Genomic DNA, 18,033 nt, shown 5'->3' with positions numbered 1-18,033 from the left:
CGAACAGATTGCAATATATTTCAATATTGGTTCGTCCTATCGGGAAAACTCATTACCCGTTATTAATGAGAATATAGTTAGTCATTTAAAAAAGAAATTTTATGGCACGAAATGGTAAAGTTGGCGATGGACATCGTAATGGGGCTGTAAGAGGAAGAACTCAAACCTTTAATCCTAAAACAGGTAATTGGGTTAAACGAAATTCCGAAACAGGAAAATTTATGGATGTTAAATCAGATGGTACTCCTTTTAAAGGAGTGACAAAAGAGAAATAGTTTTAATTTTGACGGCTGTCCAGTTTCTCTGGGCAGCCATTTTTTCATTTTATTAGGCTTAGAATATATGATAAGATGTTATAGTAATATTCCTTTTGTAATAATTTTATGGTACAAAACAATTAGTGATTTAAAAAGATACTTCTTTCTTAATCTCTGATTAAAAAAATTATTGGGATTTTAGCTATTAGTCAAAAAGCTACAATAGTGAGCAATGAACTTTAACCTCTTTTTCAATGATTGCAATATTTATTTGTCTGCCTGCGGACAAATGAAGCCAAACGGGGACTAATGAAGCCACCCGTTCCCAAATCCTTAAATATACTCTATTTCATCCGTACTTTTACTTTCGATAATTTTATTTATTCACTAAAATTCAAAAAGTTATGGATGTAAACACAGCCAACCAGTCCACCACTGACGAACAGATGATGGATATTCTTCTTGTACTGGATAAGGAGAAAAAGACAATCAGCGCAGTAAAAGGCGTAGATGAAAACGGGGAACTCCAAACTGTACCACCGGAGAACAACAGCGAACTTTTGAAATTCGACCGTCACGGTGATTTCTTTTCCAACTTCTTTTCCAATATGATGAACCAGTTGAAGAACCCGACCCGTTTTAACTTCTTCAAAATCCCGAAGATTGAACTTCCCAAAATCGAGCCGATGATTAGAGAGAACTTCAATCATCCGACACCCGAAAATGAAGCAGACATAGACCGTTACCGGGTAAAGCCTGAAACATTGAAACAGGAAGTGAAGAACGAACAGCCGACCCAAACGCAGCAACCGCAGCAAGAACCAACGGCGCAAGCACCGCAGCAACCTGACAAAAGTAAGTATGTTATCGATCCTGACAAGGTGGACTGGGAAGCCCTGAAGAACTTCGGGCTATCCAAAGAACAGCTTGAAAAGGCAAAGGCTTTAGAACCCATGTTAAGGGGGTACAAGTCACCCGGTGCGTTCTCCATCGCAGGAAACTATAATTCCGCCATTATGAAACTGGATGCACGCCTGTCTTTTCGGCATGACAAGGACGGGAATGTGGTTTTGGCTATACACGGCATCCGCCAAAAGCCGGAACTTGAACGTCCGTTCTTCGGACATGAATTTTCCAAAGAGGATAAAGCCAATCTTCTTGAAACGGGCAATATGGGACGCATAGTAAACCTGAAAAACTATATCACAGGAGAAATGATACCCTCTTTTATCAGCGTGGATAAGGTGACGAACGAACTGGTTTCCATGCGTGCAAGCAGCGTCCAAATACCCGATGAAATAAAGGGTGCCAAACTGAACAAGGAACAACAGCAAGCCTTACGGGAAGGAAAAGGGGTATTCCTTGAAAATATGATTTCCAACCGTAAAAATCCCTTTTCCGCAACCGTTCAGGTCAATGCCGACAAGAAAAGTCTGGAATTTATCTATCCCAATGCCAAACAGTCACAGGAGCAAGGGCAGAAACAGGCGCAGCAGAACAGCCTTGTCACCAGTGACGGTGTAACCATTCCCAAAAGCATTTCAGGAATAGAGCTATCACGCCAGCAACAGCAGGATTTAGTCAATGACAAGACCATTTTTGTTGCCGGGCTGAAAGACAAGAGAGGGGTAGAATACGATGCTTATATTCAGGTGAACCATGATAAGAAGAAATTAGGCTTTTACAGCGACAATCCCAGCTTTGACCGTTCCGCCGTGAAAGAGATTACTCCGGCAAACAAGAACCGCACACAGGTGGCGGTCAATTCGGAGGGCAAGACCAACGAAGCCACCAAGAAAGTGAAAGAACCCTTGAAAAAGGGTCAGGACAAGCCCACTGAAAAACAAAAGACCAAGCAGGATAAAAAGGAGAAGCAGGAGCAAGCGGACAAACCCAAACAAAACAGGGGACGCAAAAGATGATAGCAGTATTAATCCTTATCCCGGTTGTCGGTTTCTCCCTGTTTTTCTTCGCCTGTTACAAAACAGACTAGGAAGCCATAGACGAGCAGAACCGACAATTTTATGTAGATGGCTATCACATCTACTATGACCGGAAAATCCTAAGACAAAAAGAAGTGGAACAATTAAAATCGAAATTAGAATGATTGCAGTAATCGGAGAAAAACCAAGCGTGGCAAGGGACATTGCCCGCATTTTAGGAGCGAATGAAAAACAGGATGGCTACCTTTCGGGTAACGGGTATCTCGTTACATGGGCTTTCGGGCATCTTGTAGGTTTGGCAATGCCGGAAGCATACGGCATACAGAGTTTCCGCCGGGAAAGCCTGCCTATCATCCCGGAGAATTTTCAACTTACACCCCGGCAGGTGAAAGCGGATAAGGGGTACAAGGCTGACCCCGGCGCATTAAAACAGCTAAAGGTAATCAAAGAAGTATTCAGCCAGTCGGACAAGATTATAGTCGCCACCGATGCAGGGAGAGAGGGAGAACTTATCTTTCGCTACATCTACCAGTATATCGGATGCAACAAGCCCTTTGTCCGTTTATGGATAAGCAGCCTTACGGACAAGGCAATCCGTGAGGGACTGCAAAATCTGAAAGACGGCAGCCTGTATGATAACCTTTTCCTTTCGGCACAGGCACGCAGCGAAGCCGATTATTTAATTGGCATAAATGGGACACAGGCTTTAAGCGTGGCAGCCGGACAAGGAATATTTTCTTTGGGACGGGTACAGTCGCCCACGTTGGCAATGATATGTACCCGCTTTTTAGAGAACAAGAACTTTGTCCCACAAAAGTATTGGCAACTGAAATTACAGGCGGTAAAGGACAATGTTTCCTTTGCCGCCCTGTCCGCAGACAAATACGATACGCAGCAAGCTGCCATCGACACGCTGCAAAGGGTAAAAGAAGCGGAAACGGTACAGGTGAAATCCGTAGAACGCAAGGAAGTGAACCAAGAACCGCCATTGCTCTATGATTTAACCACGCTCCAAAAAGAAGCGAATACGAAACTGAACTTTTCCGCAGACAAAACCCTGTCTATCGCACAAAAGCTATATGAGGGTAAGCTAATCAGCTATCCCCGAACCGGGAGCCGCTACATTTCGCAGGACGTGTTCGAGGAAATCCCGGAACGTCTTATTAATTTGGAACAGTACGCCCGTTTTGCCGGGTATGCAGCCGGGATGAAAGGCAAAGCCTTAAATTCCCGCTCCGTGAACGATGGCAAGGTAACAGACCATCACGCCCTGATAGTGACGGAAAACCTGCCCGACAAGATGGAAGCTGACGAACAGGCAATCTATGAACTGATAGCCGGACGGATGTTGGAAGCCTTTTCAGAAAAATGCGTCAAGGACGTTACCAGTGTGACGCTGGAATGTGCAGGGTCGCTTTTCACCGTCAAAGGGTCTGTAATCAAGCCCGCCGGATGGCGTGCCGTATTCGGCGAGAAAGAGGACGGAGAAGATAACGCCACTTTGCCAGCCATGCAGGACGGAGATAGTTTACCGCTTTCCGGTATTGAACTGTTGGAGAAACAGACCAAGCCCAAGCCGTTACACACGGAAAGCAGCCTGCTTTCTTCAATGGAAACCGCAGGCAAGGAACTGGAAAACGCAGAACTGAAAGCCAGCATGAAAGATACGGGTATAGGCACGCCCGCAACACGGGCAGCCATCATCGAAACGCTGTTTTCTCGGCAGTATATCGTCCGGGAGAAAAAGAACCTTGTCCCGACCGAGAAAGGTCTTGCCGTTTACAATATCATCCGGGACAAGAAGATAGCAGACGTTGAAATGACGGGAATGTGGGAAAATACGCTTGCCAAAATAGAAAGCGGCGAAATGAACCCCGATACGTTCCGTAAAGGCATCGAAGTATATGCACGGCAAATCACGGCTGAACTTTTGGACGTTCAGCTTTCTTTCGCTTCGGGTAGTGGTTGCATTTGCCCCAAATGCAAGACCGGACGCATCCTTTTCTATCCGAAAGTCGCCAAATGTTCCAATGTGGATTGTTCCGTTACCATCTTCCGCAACAAGAGCGAAAAGCAACTAACAGACAAACAGATTACCGAACTGGTGGCTACCGGGAAAACCGGGCTAATCAAAGGGTTCAAGAACAGGGATGGTAAAGTCTTTGACGCTTCACTTGCCTTTGACGGGCAGTTTAATGTTACTTTCGTGTTTCCTGAAAAGAAAGGCAAGCCGAAGAAATAGAATGAAAATCATTATATTTGCCACAGAAAGTTTCATTATAGATAGATTATAATTGAATTTTTTGTGGTTGAAGCACCCGGAGGGACACCGGGTGCTTTTTATAAATCTTCTCTACATCACCCTATAAATATACCATTCCCATCTTTTTTTATTTTTTTTCGCATGTAACTATCTGATACGCAAAAATAGTTACCCCTTTGTAACTGTCTAACGTTTAAGTAACTTCTTTTTTTATACTAAGTATATTTGTAACTTTGCCATCGAAAAAGAAACTAAATAACAGTTGATATTCTACTGTTTTTGGTCATTGTTTACATAAATAAAAGGAGAAATAATTATGCATTACACAGGAACTATTTGGAGACCGCCTTATGAGGCATACTCCCTTTTAATTCAAGTTACAGCAGGATGTACTCACCATTCATGCAAGTTCTGTACTCTTTATGAAGACTTGCCTTTCAAGTTTCGAATGTCACCGTTCGAAGAAGTTAAATCAGATTTGAAAGAAGCTAATCACTACTATAAAGATGCAGACAGAGTATTCTTTACAGGGGCTAATCCTTTTGTACTTAGTGTGGATAAGCTCAAAACATTGGCGAAGATGGTACATGAATATTTTCCAAACTGTCAGAGCATCGGTTGTTTTGCAAGAATAACTGATGTTAGCCAGAAATCCGTCAAAGACTTGCAAGAGTTGAAAGACCTCGGTTATGATGGAATTACGTTTGGAATTGAAACGGGAGATGATGAAGCACTTGTTTTTATGAAAAAGGGATATTTGTCTAAAGATATTATCGAACAATGCAAAAAGTTAGAAGAGGTGGATATGAGCTACAATTTCTTTTATTTGACTGGCATTTCCGGTTCAGGGAGAGGGGAAATTGGCGCAAAGGCAACTGCGGAAATCTTCAACCAACTTCACCCACAAATCATAGATGCTTCCATGCTAACCATCTATCCAACCTCTCAGCTATTTCAAGAAATTCAAGCAGGAAATTGGAAAGAGGAAACAGAGATTGAAAAATTGCAGGAGCTAAAAACACTGATTCAGAGCTTGACGGTAAATGCAAGGTTTGCTACTGATGGAGCTTCTAACTTAATCCAAGTCCGTGGTAACTTAAAAACAGATAAGCAAAAGATGGTTCATTTTTTGGAACAACAAATCCATAATCAAGATGAATCTTATTTGCGGCAATACCGTGAGAACTTGCCTCATTTATGAAAAAGGATGTTAGAATAATCGTTCAAAATATTCAACGGTATGACGACTATACGGATAAAATAGTAACTAATGCCATTGGAAACTATTCACGTTCCGGTAGTAGTCATTCTGTTTTATACCGAGAATTATGTGCAGGAGGACATGTTGTTGAAAACCGACTGATAATCAATCTGGAAAAAGCTAATTTATATCGTACAGGGTCGATTTTTACTGAAATGTCTTTCCTAAATGGGGAATTAACGGAATCGGATTATATCACTGCTGATGGAGATATTAATATAAAAGTAAGGACATTGCTTTATCAGCTTAAAATATATGATGACCGCATTCGTGTTGAATTGAATTATGATTTATTTCTTAATGACAAGTTTACGTCTAATAATGCTCTTATTATAAGTATTAGAGATATTGCATAAAAGAATAATGTTATGAAAATAAGAATCGTAGATTTATTAAAATCAGATATTTATGGAATTGATGTCTATGTGAGAGGTTGGGTTCGTACGCATCGGCAGAGTAAAAATATAAGCTTTATTGCTTTAAATGATGGCTCTACTGTACACAATCTTCAAATTGTGATTGAACATGTAAAGTTTGAAAAGAACATGCTAAAGACTATTACTACAGGAAGTTCAATCGGTATAAAGGGCAAATTTATCCGGTCTGCCGGAGGTAAACAACAAGTAGAAGTAATAGCCGGAGATATTGAAGTATATGGAATAGCAGACCCACAGGAATACCCCTTACAGAAAAAGGAACATTCTTTAGAATACTTACGGGAAATAGCTCATTTACGCTTACGCACAAATATTTTTGGCGCAATATTTCGTATGCGCCATAATATGGCTTTTGCCATACATCGTTATTTCAATGAAAGAGGATTCTTCTATTTCAATACTCCTATAATAACAACATCGGATAGTGAGGGAGCAGGAGAACTCTTTGAAGTCAAAACGGAATTAAAAGATGATTTTTTCGGTTCCCCAGCCAATTTAACAGTTTCGGGACAATTAGAGGGCGAGCTCGGTGCGTTAGCATTGGGGGCGATTTACACCTTTAGCCCGACCTTTAGGGCAGAAAATTCAAATACATTCCGTCATCTTTCCGAATTTTGGATGATTGAACCGGAAGTTGCCTTTAATGATATTAACGACAATATGGATTTGGCAGAGGACTTTTTGAAATATCTAATCCGTTATGCACTTGAAAATTGCGAAAGTGATTTAGCTTTTTTAAATGACAACGTAGATAATGGTTTAATGGATAAATTACATTTCGTTGCAAATAATGAATTTATGCGTTTGCCTTATTCTAAAGCTATAGAGATTTTACAAGAATCCGGGCGTCAGTTTGACTACCCTGTAAAACCGGGAATTGATTTATGTGCTGAACATGAACGTCATTTGGTGGAAGAATATTTTCGCCGCCCTGTGATTGTTACAGATTATCCTAAAGAAATAAAAGCATTCTATATGAAACAGAATGAAGATAGAAAAACAGTTCGTGCAATGGATGTATTATTTCCGAAAATTGGGGAAATCATAGGAGGTTCTGAACGGGAAGCCGACTATACAAAATTGTTGCAGCGAATGAAAGAATTGAATATGAATACCGAAAAACTGTGGTGGTATCTTGAATCACGCAAATTTGGCACTGTTCCCCATTCAGGCTTTGGATTGGGTTTTGAGCGGTTGATGCTGTTTATTACAGGCATGACAAACATTCGGGATGTTATTCCGTTTCCACGTACACCCCGAAATGCAAATTTTTGATTATAACGAAATTCAATCATGCAAGATTATATCAATGAAATATTGCATCGAATAAATGAAGAAATGGAGTTGCTTGGCATTGATGAAAATGTCTGCGTGGAGGATGCTTTGCATATGATAGATGTCATACGACCTTTATTCGATAACTTGCGGAGCATGACTGTAAAATATGAATTTCAGAACGAAGAAGAAGAAATTCATTTCTTTAAAGATATAAAGCCAGACATTCTTAGTCGGTATTTATACTTTTACAAAATAACAAGAATTGAGATGAAACGTCCGATTGGCAGTGATGATGTACAACGAGAGTATCTTCATTGCCAATTGGATAATTTGAAATATTTCTTTGACCAAAATCTTGATTTCTACCAATATTATCGTTCGAAAGCAACCCACTTAGATTCTTATTACTTTGTTCGATATAAGGCGAATTTCAGATTGTGTGTTGATAGCGCATTTTTAGATAAAGACCCAGCCTTTTCTACTGGATATGATTACAAAGTAGCTAAAATTTTGTCGAATGAAATGCTACGAATATATCTCAATAGACAATTACAATTGTTAGACAGGAAAATGCAAATATCTAAAATACGAGCGGCACTTTCTGACTTTAATCTGAAATGGACTGGCTCTAAATCAGATGCAGTAGAGTTTGGATATGGACTTGTTGCTATTGCAACACTCAATAATGGAAATGTGACAATAAAAGAAATCATGGCTTTCATTGAAGCAGCTTTTGATATAGATTTAGGAGATTATTATCGAACATATCTAACTCTCAAAAGCAGAAAGAAAAATCGAACTGCCTTTTTTACATCAGTAATCGAACAACTGTTAAAGCGAATGGAATCGGATGAACTGTAATAAAGATATTTAGTTCACATAAAAACTACCAAGTAATTATCAACTTGGTAGTTTTTGTTTTTATACGATTTAGACATGAAATGCGGCATTTTCGGGTAATAACACCCTGCTTTTGCTACTGAAAAAGAGAAAAATAAATATTTACCAACTTGGTTATACCTTGTAATTTTTATCTTTTGAAACCCGCCATCTTTGCAGCAAATCAATTAGTTAGCGAAATGGAGATAATAACATTTGAGTCAAAAGCCTATAAGGAATTAGACAACAAGATTACCGCTATTGCCGATTATATATTTAATCACACAGAAGCGGAAAGTACCAATGAGGATGAAATTTGGGTGGATAGTTACGAGGTCTGCACATTTCTAAAAATCAGTGACCGGACATTACAACGCTTGCGGGCAGCTGGGACAGTCACTTATTCCAATATCAAGGGACATTATTTCTACAAGATTGGAGAAATAAAACGATTATTGGAAGAACGCCTGATTAAACGAGATAAGGACAGTATTAATGACCTGATAACCAACCACCAATTATATGTTAAGGAAAGAAGAAATATTAGAAAGGACAAATAATGGGTTATCCGTGTTCAAGCATTACATATCCGGTAATTGGCGGATAGGACGCAATTTCTTAAACCCGCTTTATGAGGATAACAAAGCGTCCTGTAACATCTATTTCGACCGCCGAAGTGGTATCTATAAGATGAAAGATTTCGGCAACAACAGTTATAGCGGTGATTGTTTCTTTTTCGTGGGACAACTTAAAGGGCTGGACTGCAACAACTCAATGGATTTTGTGGAAATACTGGAAACCATAGACCGGGATTTGGGATTGGGACTGGCAACAGGTAATCCGATACCAGTTACCCGTACTTCTTCCCATATAATAAATGATATGCCGGAAGAAACACCTGAAAAGGAAAGCAAACCCTACCAGTTCAGGGAACAGAAATTCCCGCTTGCCGAATTAATGTACTGGCAGCAGTATGGTATTACACCGGAAGTATTGGAACTTTATAAGGTGTGTTCCTTACGGGACTTTCAGAGCGTAACAGCGGATGGAACACCGTTCACTTATACTTCATCCGTAACAGAACCGATGTACGGGTATAAGAACAAACGGTACATAAAACTGTACCGTCCGTTCTCGAAACCCCGTTTCCTCTATGGTGGCAATTTCGGGGAAAACTATTGTTTCGGATTGGAGCAGCTACCCGCAAAGGGTGATACACTGTTTATCACAGGTGGAGAAAAGGATGTCATGTCATTGGCGGCACATGGTTTTCATGCTATCTGCTTCAACAGTGAAACGGTGACTATCCCGCCTACGCTGATTTATAAATTGACGTTCCGTTTTAAGCATATCATCTTATTATATGATACTGACAAGACGGGAAAGGAAAGCGCACGCAAACAGGAAAAGCTGTTGGAAGAATTTGGAATAAGACGGTTACTTCTACCGCTTCCTGGAACAAAAGAGGAAAAAGATATTTCCGATTATTTTAAGGCAGGAAATACCCGTGAAGATTTCCTGAAATTGTTTATCGAATTTTTAGATAACCTATATAGTGATACATTGATTATGCTCAAATCGTGCGAAATAGACTTCAATAATCCCCCGGCAAAAGCGCAGGTAATAATTTCTGCCGGAGATGTTCCGTTAGGGACACAAGGAAACCTGTTTGGTATTACAGGCGGCGAGGGAACAGGAAAGAGTAATTATATAGCTGCCATGTTAGCGGGCTGTATCTGCCAACCGGATAAGGAAATAGATACGCTCGGCATACAGATAGCCGCCAACAGTAAACACAAAGCGGTATTACTCTATGATACGGAGCAGTCCGAAGTACAACTGTTCAAGAATGTAAGTAACCTGTTGACACGTGCCAAGCAACCGAACAAACCGGAAGAACTGAAAGCATTCTGCCTGACGGGTATGTCCCGTAAAGAACGCTTGCACGCTATCGTACAAAGTATGGATAAATTCTATTACCAGTATGGCGGCATCCAGTTGGTAGTTATTGACGGCATCGCCGACCTTGTAAAGAGTGCCAATGATGAAGTGGAAAGTGTGGCAGTGATAGATGAACTATACCGACTGGCAGGAATTTATAATACCTGTATTCTCTGTGTGTTGCATTTCGTACCGAACGGATTAAAACTACGGGGACACTTGGGTAGCGAATTACAGCGTAAAGCGGCTACAATTCTTTCTATCGAAAAAGACGATGAACCTACGCAGTCAGTTGTAAAAGCCCTGAAAGTAAGGGATGGTAGCCCGTTGGACGTTCCTTTGATGCTGTTCGCATGGGATAAAGCAGCCGGGATGCACCTTTACAAAGGAGAAAAGCCACGAGAGGAAAAAGAGAAGCGCAAGGAAAAGGAACTGGTCGAGGTTGCCCGTGACGTGTTCGGCAGGCAGGAACATATAACCTATATAGACCTGTGCGAGCAGATACAACAGATTTTGGACGTGAAAGAACGCACCGCCAAAAGCTATATCCGTTTCATGCGGGAACGGGACATTATCATCAAAGACCCGTCAAACCAAAGTTATTTTATGATTGGTTTAATTTAATCAGACAGCCTTATGTATATAGACAGAGAAGATTTTATTGCATGGATGGAACGTATCATGGACAGGTTCGATATGCAGGACAAGAAGATAGACAAAGTTATAAAAGGTCGTAACTGTTTGGATGGCGAAGAACTGCTGGATAATCAGGACTTGTGCCTGCTGCTAAAAGTAGCCCCCCGAACACTGACCCGTTATCGGAAAAAGGGAATACTCCCTTTCCTTATGCTGGATGGCAGATGTTATTACCGTGCAACGGACGTACACAAGTTAATCCGGGAGAAAACCGATTAATTTTTTCTTTTCTAATGGCTTTCAATCCTGTTTTGTCGTAAGATAAGGCAGGATTTCTTGTTTTGTATATAGGAATTTTCAGGGATTTGGCTAACTTTGCAAAAGTTACATAGAAGATAATGGCGATTGAACAGTAACCTGTGATGTTGCCTTTATATATATCATATTCGTTCGCCGAATATCTCACTACGAAAACTGGCACTTTTCAAAATGACGAGATTTTCAGCGCAATGTCTATGCTATGTTTTAACATAGCGTGGGCTTGCCTGTTTCGTCATTTAGGTATGCCAGTACCTCGTAGTGGAGCAGTGTGAGTTCACGCTTCTTTTTTGAGATACTAGCGGACAGTTTGAATAAAGATTATAAACGGGTCACCCGTAAAAATATAAACTGTTTAATGCCTAACAATATGAAACAAATTAAAGCGCATATTGCTGTGTCTCTCGATGGTTTTATCGCAACATCGGACAATGAACTGGACTGGATTACTTCAAATGTAAAATCGCTTATTGGAAAAGAATACGAAGCGGCTACTTGCTTGCTGATGGGAGCTAATACTTATACCTATTTATTTGAGCATTGGGGTGGATGGTTATATAAAAGTAAACGTACTTTTGTAGTTTCCCACCACGATGCAAATGTTACGCCGGATTGTGGAGTGGAATTTCTTATAGATACTCCACTTCGGAAAGTACATGAAATGAAAAGTGATAATGATATGCTGTTAGTCGGTGGTGGTAAACTTTTGACTACACTTATTCAAGCGGGACTGCTGGATAGTCTGACCCTTTACACTATTCCTGTTATGCTTGGTAAAGGTATCAGTTTCATAGGTGAAACTTTTGGCTCAAATTGGTATTTGGAGAGTTCTAAAATTATAGATAACAATATTTTGTTATCCTCATATAAATATGTGAATGCAAGATGATAAAAGGGAGAGTATAGAACATTGAAGTTCTATACTTTCTTCTGTTTTTCCGTTTTTTGACGGTGTTCTAAAATTTCATCGGAATGTTCCAAAGCCCATTGAATAATACCATCTAAGGGCGACATTAAACTTTTTCCAAGCGATGTAAGACTGTATTCCACTTTTGGTGGTATTTCCGGGTACAGTTTACGATTCACTAACTTATCGGCTTCTAATTTCTTTAATGCTGTAGCAAGCATCTTTTGTGACACATTCGGAGTGTTTCTTAATAGCTCATTGAAGCGCAAAGTCCCCTTCTGATGCAAAAGAAACAATATGCGTAACGACCATTTATCTCCGAAACGGTCAATTATTCCACAGGCAGGACAAATAGCTTCTCTATAATGAGTATCATCCATCTTTTTTTCTTATTTAATTCATTATCAATCAATAATAGTTACCTCTACGTTACTATCTTACTTAATGGTAAGTTCTTTTTTTATACTAAGTATCTTAGTAACTTTGTTCGCACAAAAGTAACTAAATATATTGAATATACAAAGTTTTCGGTCTTTCTAAATATTTAGCAAGGACTGAAACTTATAAAAATTAAGAGTATGGAAATAGAGAAAATGCACTTTGACGGTCAAATTTGGCGACCACCCTATGAAGCAAGTTCGCAACTGTTACAGGTAACAGCAGGATGTACTTATCATAAATGCAAATTTTGTAGCCTGTATCATGGAACTAAGTTTAGATTATCCCCTGTTTCGGAAGTTGAATCAGACTTGAAAATAATTCAGGAATACCAGCCTAAGGCAAGACGTGTCTTTCTGACTGGTGCCAATCCTTTTGCTTTGAGCTATAACAGATTGTTGGATTTAGGATTATTGATTCGGAAGTATCTCCCTTATTGCGAAACAATAGGAACATTTTCACGCATAGCAGACATTAAATCCAAGAGTGTAGAAGAACTGAAGAACTTGCGTCATTTAAAGTTTGACAGTATTAGTATTGGCACGGAATCGGGAGATGATGAAACCTTGTCAAGAATGAATAAGGGTAATACGGCAGTAGATATATTGGAACAGTGCAGAAAGCTGGAAGAAGCCAATATTCGTTATAATTTGGTTTATCTGACAGGGCTTGCGGGAAAGGGGAAAGGACAGCAGAATGCAATCTATACGGCTGAAATATTTAATCAGCTACATCCTTTTACTATAAACTTCGTTTCTTTGACCGTATTTCCCGAATCGGAACTTTATCAGGAAATACAAGAGGGTAAATTTATTGAGGCATCGGAGCGGGAACGTCTGCTGGAGTTGAGAACCTTTATTTCTGCCCTTAGCATAAGGACAACTTTATTGGGAAATACAGTTTCAAATACAATACCTTTTGTAGGTATGATTCCCGATGATAAAGTCCGAATATTGAATGAACTGGATGCTGCAATCCGTCAAAGCAGTGAAATAGAATTAAAGCAGTATAGAAACGGTATAAGGTCATTATAAAAGCAGAGAGAAACGGGGGTAATTTCCCTGTTTCTCTCTTTCTATGGCATGATGACGTTATAATATAGTTACTATTTCATCAATGCTCTTGCGGGCTGTTGGATTGTGCTTTGAATCCGCTGGATAACCTATAGGAATTATTGCAACCGGGTGAATATTAGCAGATAATCCCAAGCTATGTTTGCATTCATCTATATCGAAATTGCAAACCCAACAAGTTCCTAACCCTTGTTCCGCTGCTGCCAAACAGATATGTTCCGTAGTGATAGCAGCATCAATATCTGCATGATTTTTATTATCATACTGACGTGTCCATGCAACCGAATCATTTGCACATACAATGATATATAGGGGGGCTTCCGCAAACCATTTGGCAGAGTAAACCTTTTGCAGCTTTTTTTTCTGCAATTCACTGTTTATCACTATAAATTGCCACGGCTGTTTGTTTACGGCAGACGGTGCATACCGGGCGCATTCAAGAATATAATCCAACTTTTCTTTCTCTACTTCTTGGGAAGTATAGCTTCTTACGGAATAACGCTTTTTTGTTAATTCTAAAAAATCCATGATGTATAATATTAATTGAGTTAAAAAATAAATCGCTATGTCTTATAACTGTATTATTTGTCCTGTACTGATATAATTTATTTTTTCGTCAGCAATACCTTTCAATATTCCATAGGCTTCTTCACCAGTACAATGGCAAGTATAAAATGTTGTATTTCGGCATAAAAACGTATTTGCAATATTTTTAATTAGGTTTATGTTTTCAGTTCTTTTCTTCAATGGGTCATAAAGATGAAAACCTGATATGCAATATTTCATTTCCTGTTTTGCAATATCTTCGGCTCTATTTAGAATATTGACTATTCCATTGTGAGCACAACCGCTGAATAAAGTTTTATAATTGCTTTCGGTTATAATCAAATATTGTTCATGCTTAAATGTATCATGCTCATACGTCCCATTTTGTTTGACGAATAGACTATTGTTTGCTGTAGGTAAATAACGATGTTCCTCTATATTGGAAAGGCACTTATATACAAAGTGACACTTGTCTAAAACTGATAACTAAAAGTAATAACTAATAAAAATAACGATTATGAAAGAAAATGAAGTATCATATAGAATTCTTTATATTGATGGAGAAAGAATTATATCAGAAGAATCAGTAATAGGAAGCAATTCAATCTTAGAACAATTAGAAAGTATAATTGCAAAAATTGAACTATCCAAACCAACGGGTCAACTGCAAAGCATTACTGATATTCCCAATAATACTGGTAATAGTTTCAATATTTTTAGGAAACTTAGATTTCAAAGAATCAAGTTCAAGCAAAAGCTTTTCAAAATTCTTTTTTATAAGCTCCTCTTGGGCTACAAACCCTCCTCGGAGAGCCATATCGCTTGCTTCTACGTTGAGAGAAATTATAACATCTCCCCCAATAGTATAATTTGTAGCACTTATAAGATTTAAACGATTAAAATAGTCTAAAATAGCTCTTATTGTATCACTGGAGCAATTTAGCTCATTGGCTAATTGTATAATGTTAAAAGTATAAGTTACATCATTATGACTAAGCAGATTGTTCAATATTTTATCTTTTAATTCGGGAGTTATCATAGTTTATATGTGTTTTGATTTTACAAAAGTATGATTAAAACTTCTAAACTCCAAATGATATAGTTGTTAAAAGATAATGTTTAAAAGCATGAGTGTTCTTTTACATATTGATTGGTCTTATGAAGCGAAATGCAGATGTTAATAAGTATTGCTTCATTCTCTTGGATAGTTACGAACTTATTGATTGTATTGTACTTTATTTAATAGTATGACTATGAAAAAGACAGATAAACAATTAATATTCTCTAAGTTATTTCCTGACGAGGAGAGTTGCATTAGATACTATGAGGACAAAAGATGGGGTGGAAATCCGGTTTCTCCGTTTGACCCTTCATCTAAAGTTTACAAGTGTCGCAATGGGAAGTATAAATGCAAGAATACTGGTAGATACTTTGACGTGAAAACGGGAACTAAATTTGCTAACACAAAGTTACCACTACGATATTGGTTCTATGCAATGTTCTTGTTTCTATCGCACAAACGTGGCGTTTCTTCTTGTCAGTTAGCGAGAGATTTGGATATTACTCAGAAATCAGCATGGAAAATGCTTCAAAAGATTAGGGAAACAATGGGAGTTGAAAATGAACATAAATTGAAAGGAGAAGTTGAGATTGACGAAACCTTTGTTGGGGGCAAGAATAAGAATCGGCATAAGGATAAGAAAGTTGAGAAATGTCAAGGTCGTTCTTTCAAGGATAAAGTTCCGGTATTCGGAATGCTGGAAAGAAACGGTCATTTAGTAGCAAAGGTAGTGCCCGATACCAAAGTAAGGACACTGCTCCCTCTGATAAAAGGCTATGTTAAATTTGGAAGCGTCATATATACTGACGGCTGGGACTATGGAGGAATAACCAATGATTACATTCAAAGGTCAGTAGACCATGAGAAACATTACTATGGCTCTACCTACACAACAGATAAGGGAGAAGTCATACAAGTAAGTACAAATGGTATTGAAAATGCTTGGTCGCACTTTAAAAGAATGATATTTGGAACTTATTACTCGGTTAGTAAAAAGCACCTCCAGCGATATATTGACGAATATGTTTTCAGATTTAATACCCGAAACATTAGTGATATTGAGAGATTTAATTACTTTTGTCTAACATTTATAAACTATCATGGCTAAAAAGAAAAAAGAAAAGGAAACAATTAAGGAGGCAGAAGTCACAGCCTCAGAGAAGGAGTTTAATAAACTTCTTATGGGAATGAGTATTCCTAAAACAAATATTAAAAAAAAGAAAGTATAGTTTTTAAATAATGCTTTATGAATTTTATCATAGATTGTCAAATTTACCCTTTTCATATAATGGTACATTTTGGAAATAAAAAAGGCTTAATTATGAATTTGAAAAAATACGGTATAAATCTTTCACAAAAAGATATAAAAGGTAAATATAAAAGTCTATTTCTAAATGATAATCAGACTGTACTATACATGGATATTATACCTAAAACTATAGATGAATTATCTATTTTGCAACATGAAATTTTTCATTGTGTAATGTTTATATTGGATAAAATTGGAATAAAATTGTCATATAAAACAGATGAAATTTATGCCTATCTTATCCAATATATAACTAAACAAATTTACCTTAAAATATCTCCTACTTCTTTTTCTTAATCGTAGAAGGTGTTTTAATGGTTTCTACTATAGCAGTTTTTTTACGCCTTTTGGCTTCTTCTATTGGGATAAATTGCCCAGTTTCTGCATCTCTGCCAATTTTTCGTGTTTTAGCCATAACAATATATTTAAGTTTACTTTGCAAATATACTTTTTAAGTTTGTATATTCAAAGTGAAATAGTATATTTGTAACGCATTAAGTAGTTAATGCTTCTTATGAAATTATAGCTCAATCGCCTTCTGAATCACCACCTCGGAATATAACGAGCTATGAACCAATACATATTGGGTGAGTTGTACCTATTTAGGCGCAGACTTCCCCATAATGTATTGTGGTTTGTGGTGAACCAAGAAGGCGTATGGCAATGGTCTGCGCTTTTCATACTCTTACGTTAGGTTATTGCTGAATGAAAAAGATTTTTTTTAATTTTAGTATTAACCAATAAAACAAAATGGTATGAAAACAACTTTAATGTCGTTAACTATTATCTCATTATTTTTCTCCTTTATTTGTTGCAACAAGCAAGAAACGATAGAAGACAAGATTAAGAAAGAATTTAAAATCTATGTAAATGAAAATTTTGGCGACCCAAACGATTTGAAAGAGGTTGTATCTATTGACTTAAAAGATACAGTGAGTTACCGACCTATATATGAAATAGTTTCAATGACTAAAGGACTTTATGAAAAAGGAAAGGAACAAGATGATAGCATATTTTACTATATAGAAGGAAAAGGATTTGCTAAAGTAGTAAATAAAATGACAAGAGCTGAGAAAGAAAAAATTGGCACTTACATGAAGGCATTGATAGATTTTTACGAGGATAAACAATTAGAATATATCTCTGTTGGAAAAGAATTAGATAAAATATTAGAATATAATGACAGTACAATGTATATTCATTATGAGATAAAAGCAAGAGTAACAAAAGGAGATATTAAGAGTTTAGATATATATCATGCTTACATAGATAATAATGGCAAAATTGATATTAAAGACCATATTAAGAAAATGAGCGAACTGCCAAAAAAATGGAGTGATATAGATAATGATTTAACTCGATTCAATGCTATTATGAAGGAAAAATTAGATTATCAACTACCATTTTTTAAGTTGTTTAATACATATCCTTCGATAAAAGAAAACTATGAAAAAAAATGAGTAAATTAGAAATAATCGCTATCTTAG

General features: G+C 37.8%; 21 protein-coding genes and 1 pseudogene. 17 read left to right on the top strand and 5 right to left on the bottom strand.

The window, feature by feature from the left end; translation table 11 throughout:
* The first annotated feature begins 101 nt into the window (after positions 1–101).
* From DWZ03_RS20005 to DWZ03_RS10430, 12 genes and pseudogenes are all read left to right on the top strand, one after another.
* Entirely contained in the window at positions 102–275 is a 174-nt protein-coding gene (locus tag DWZ03_RS20005) for a hypothetical protein (protein WP_087880416.1), read from the top strand.
* A gap of 386 nt (positions 276–661) precedes the next feature.
* On the top strand, positions 662–2,179 hold the full coding sequence (locus DWZ03_RS10480) for a DUF3945 domain-containing protein (RefSeq protein ID WP_044545506.1): 1,518 nt from the start codon (positions 662–664) through the stop codon (positions 2,177–2,179).
* Positions 2,176–2,364, top strand: a pseudogene (locus tag DWZ03_RS20205) (hypothetical protein). The gene DWZ03_RS10480 and the pseudogene DWZ03_RS20205 overlap by 4 nt, the downstream one beginning before the upstream one ends.
* Positions 2,361–4,442, top strand: a complete 2,082-nt coding sequence (locus tag DWZ03_RS10470) for a type IA DNA topoisomerase (protein ID WP_120129907.1) — start codon at positions 2,361–2,363, stop codon at positions 4,440–4,442. Before DWZ03_RS20205 ends, DWZ03_RS10470 begins: the two are co-directional and overlap by 4 nt.
* Before the next feature lie 337 nt (positions 4,443–4,779).
* A complete protein-coding gene (locus tag DWZ03_RS10465; protein ID WP_057318688.1) occupies positions 4,780–5,664 on the top strand; it encodes a radical SAM protein in 885 nt (294 codons plus the stop codon).
* Positions 5,661–6,080, top strand: coding sequence for a DUF1934 domain-containing protein (locus DWZ03_RS10460; protein WP_120129904.1), 420 nt, complete (start codon positions 5,661–5,663; stop codon positions 6,078–6,080). The genes DWZ03_RS10465 and DWZ03_RS10460 overlap by 4 nt, the downstream gene beginning before the upstream one ends.
* A 12-nt stretch (positions 6,081–6,092) precedes the next feature.
* The gene (gene asnS, locus DWZ03_RS10455; protein WP_120129902.1) at positions 6,093–7,436 is read left to right on the top strand and encodes an asparagine--tRNA ligase; all 1,344 of its coding nucleotides are present in this window, start codon (positions 6,093–6,095) and stop codon (positions 7,434–7,436) included.
* A gap of 18 nt (positions 7,437–7,454) precedes the next feature.
* A complete protein-coding gene (locus DWZ03_RS10450) occupies positions 7,455–8,300 on the top strand; it encodes an RteC domain-containing protein (RefSeq protein ID WP_004319747.1) in 846 nt (281 codons plus the stop codon).
* A 218-nt stretch (positions 8,301–8,518) separates the two neighbouring features.
* The gene (locus DWZ03_RS10445; protein WP_008775017.1) at positions 8,519–8,878 is read left to right on the top strand and encodes a helix-turn-helix domain-containing protein; all 360 of its coding nucleotides are present in this window, start codon (positions 8,519–8,521) and stop codon (positions 8,876–8,878) included.
* Positions 8,841–10,883, top strand: coding sequence for a bifunctional DNA primase/helicase (locus DWZ03_RS10440; RefSeq protein WP_120129899.1), 2,043 nt, complete (start codon positions 8,841–8,843; stop codon positions 10,881–10,883). Before DWZ03_RS10445 ends, DWZ03_RS10440 begins: the two co-directional genes overlap by 38 nt.
* 12 nt (positions 10,884–10,895) lie before the next feature.
* Entirely contained in the window at positions 10,896–11,174 is a 279-nt protein-coding gene (locus tag DWZ03_RS10435; protein WP_008775015.1) for a helix-turn-helix domain-containing protein, read from the top strand.
* Positions 11,175–11,583: 409 nt separating this feature from the next.
* Positions 11,584–12,102, top strand: coding sequence for a dihydrofolate reductase family protein (locus tag DWZ03_RS10430; protein WP_120129995.1), 519 nt, complete (start codon positions 11,584–11,586; stop codon positions 12,100–12,102).
* A gap of 29 nt (positions 12,103–12,131) precedes the next feature.
* Here the strand turns inward: DWZ03_RS10430 and DWZ03_RS10425 are convergent, their stop codons facing one another.
* On the bottom strand, positions 12,132–12,500 hold the full coding sequence (locus DWZ03_RS10425; RefSeq protein WP_004319736.1) for a winged helix-turn-helix transcriptional regulator: 369 nt from the start codon (positions 12,498–12,500) through the stop codon (positions 12,132–12,134).
* A gap of 198 nt (positions 12,501–12,698) precedes the next feature.
* Here DWZ03_RS10425 and DWZ03_RS10420 point away from each other — a divergent pair, with 198 nt between their 5' ends.
* Complete coding sequence (locus tag DWZ03_RS10420) at positions 12,699–13,592, top strand: radical SAM protein (protein ID WP_120129897.1); 894 nt, start codon at positions 12,699–12,701, stop codon at positions 13,590–13,592.
* A 57-nt stretch (positions 13,593–13,649) separates the two neighbouring features.
* Here DWZ03_RS10420 and DWZ03_RS10415 read toward each other — a convergent pair whose 3' ends face one another.
* The 3 genes from DWZ03_RS10415 to DWZ03_RS10405 all read right to left on the bottom strand — a co-directional run bounded on the left by DWZ03_RS10415 (position 13,650) and on the right by DWZ03_RS10405 (position 15,216).
* Positions 13,650–14,159 (bottom strand): nitroreductase family protein, encoded by a 510-nt coding sequence (locus tag DWZ03_RS10415; RefSeq protein WP_021645674.1) that lies wholly within the window; start codon positions 14,157–14,159, stop codon positions 13,650–13,652.
* A gap of 42 nt (positions 14,160–14,201) precedes the next feature.
* Complete coding sequence (locus DWZ03_RS10410) at positions 14,202–14,519, bottom strand: hypothetical protein (RefSeq protein ID WP_243634954.1); 318 nt, start codon at positions 14,517–14,519, stop codon at positions 14,202–14,204.
* 301 nt (positions 14,520–14,820) lie between these two features.
* On the bottom strand, positions 14,821–15,216 hold the full coding sequence (locus tag DWZ03_RS10405; protein WP_117703970.1) for a hypothetical protein: 396 nt from the start codon (positions 15,214–15,216) through the stop codon (positions 14,821–14,823).
* Positions 15,217–15,430: 214 nt separating this feature from the next.
* On the opposite strand from DWZ03_RS10405, the gene DWZ03_RS10400 reads away from it, so the two are divergent.
* The 3 genes from DWZ03_RS10400 (at position 15,431) to DWZ03_RS10395 (ending at position 16,843) form a co-directional block, all read left to right on the top strand.
* A complete protein-coding gene (locus tag DWZ03_RS10400; RefSeq protein WP_117703980.1) occupies positions 15,431–16,345 on the top strand; it encodes an IS1595 family transposase in 915 nt (304 codons plus the stop codon).
* Positions 16,338–16,466 (top strand): hypothetical protein, encoded by a 129-nt coding sequence (locus DWZ03_RS20360; protein ID WP_255420223.1) that lies wholly within the window; start codon positions 16,338–16,340, stop codon positions 16,464–16,466. Before DWZ03_RS10400 ends, DWZ03_RS20360 begins: the two co-directional genes overlap by 8 nt.
* Before the next feature lie 92 nt (positions 16,467–16,558).
* Entirely contained in the window at positions 16,559–16,843 is a 285-nt protein-coding gene (locus DWZ03_RS10395; RefSeq protein WP_133303157.1) for a hypothetical protein, read from the top strand.
* Here the strand turns inward: DWZ03_RS10395 and DWZ03_RS20355 are convergent.
* Complete coding sequence (locus DWZ03_RS20355) at positions 16,827–16,961, bottom strand: hypothetical protein (RefSeq protein WP_255420222.1); 135 nt, start codon at positions 16,959–16,961, stop codon at positions 16,827–16,829. The genes DWZ03_RS10395 and DWZ03_RS20355 overlap by 17 nt on opposite strands.
* A 340-nt stretch (positions 16,962–17,301) precedes the next feature.
* Here DWZ03_RS20355 and DWZ03_RS10390 point away from each other — a divergent pair, with 340 nt between their 5' ends.
* Entirely contained in the window at positions 17,302–18,006 is a 705-nt protein-coding gene (locus tag DWZ03_RS10390; RefSeq protein WP_016274102.1) for a hypothetical protein, read from the top strand.
* Positions 18,007–18,033: the final 27 nt, after the last annotated feature.

This window comes from Bacteroides sp. AF29-11 (assembly GCF_003602895.1).
Lineage (GTDB): Bacteria > Bacteroidota > Bacteroidia > Bacteroidales > Bacteroidaceae > Bacteroides > Bacteroides uniformis.
Note: the sequence above shows the minus strand (reverse complement) of the source record. Positions and strands in the feature narration are given on the sequence as shown.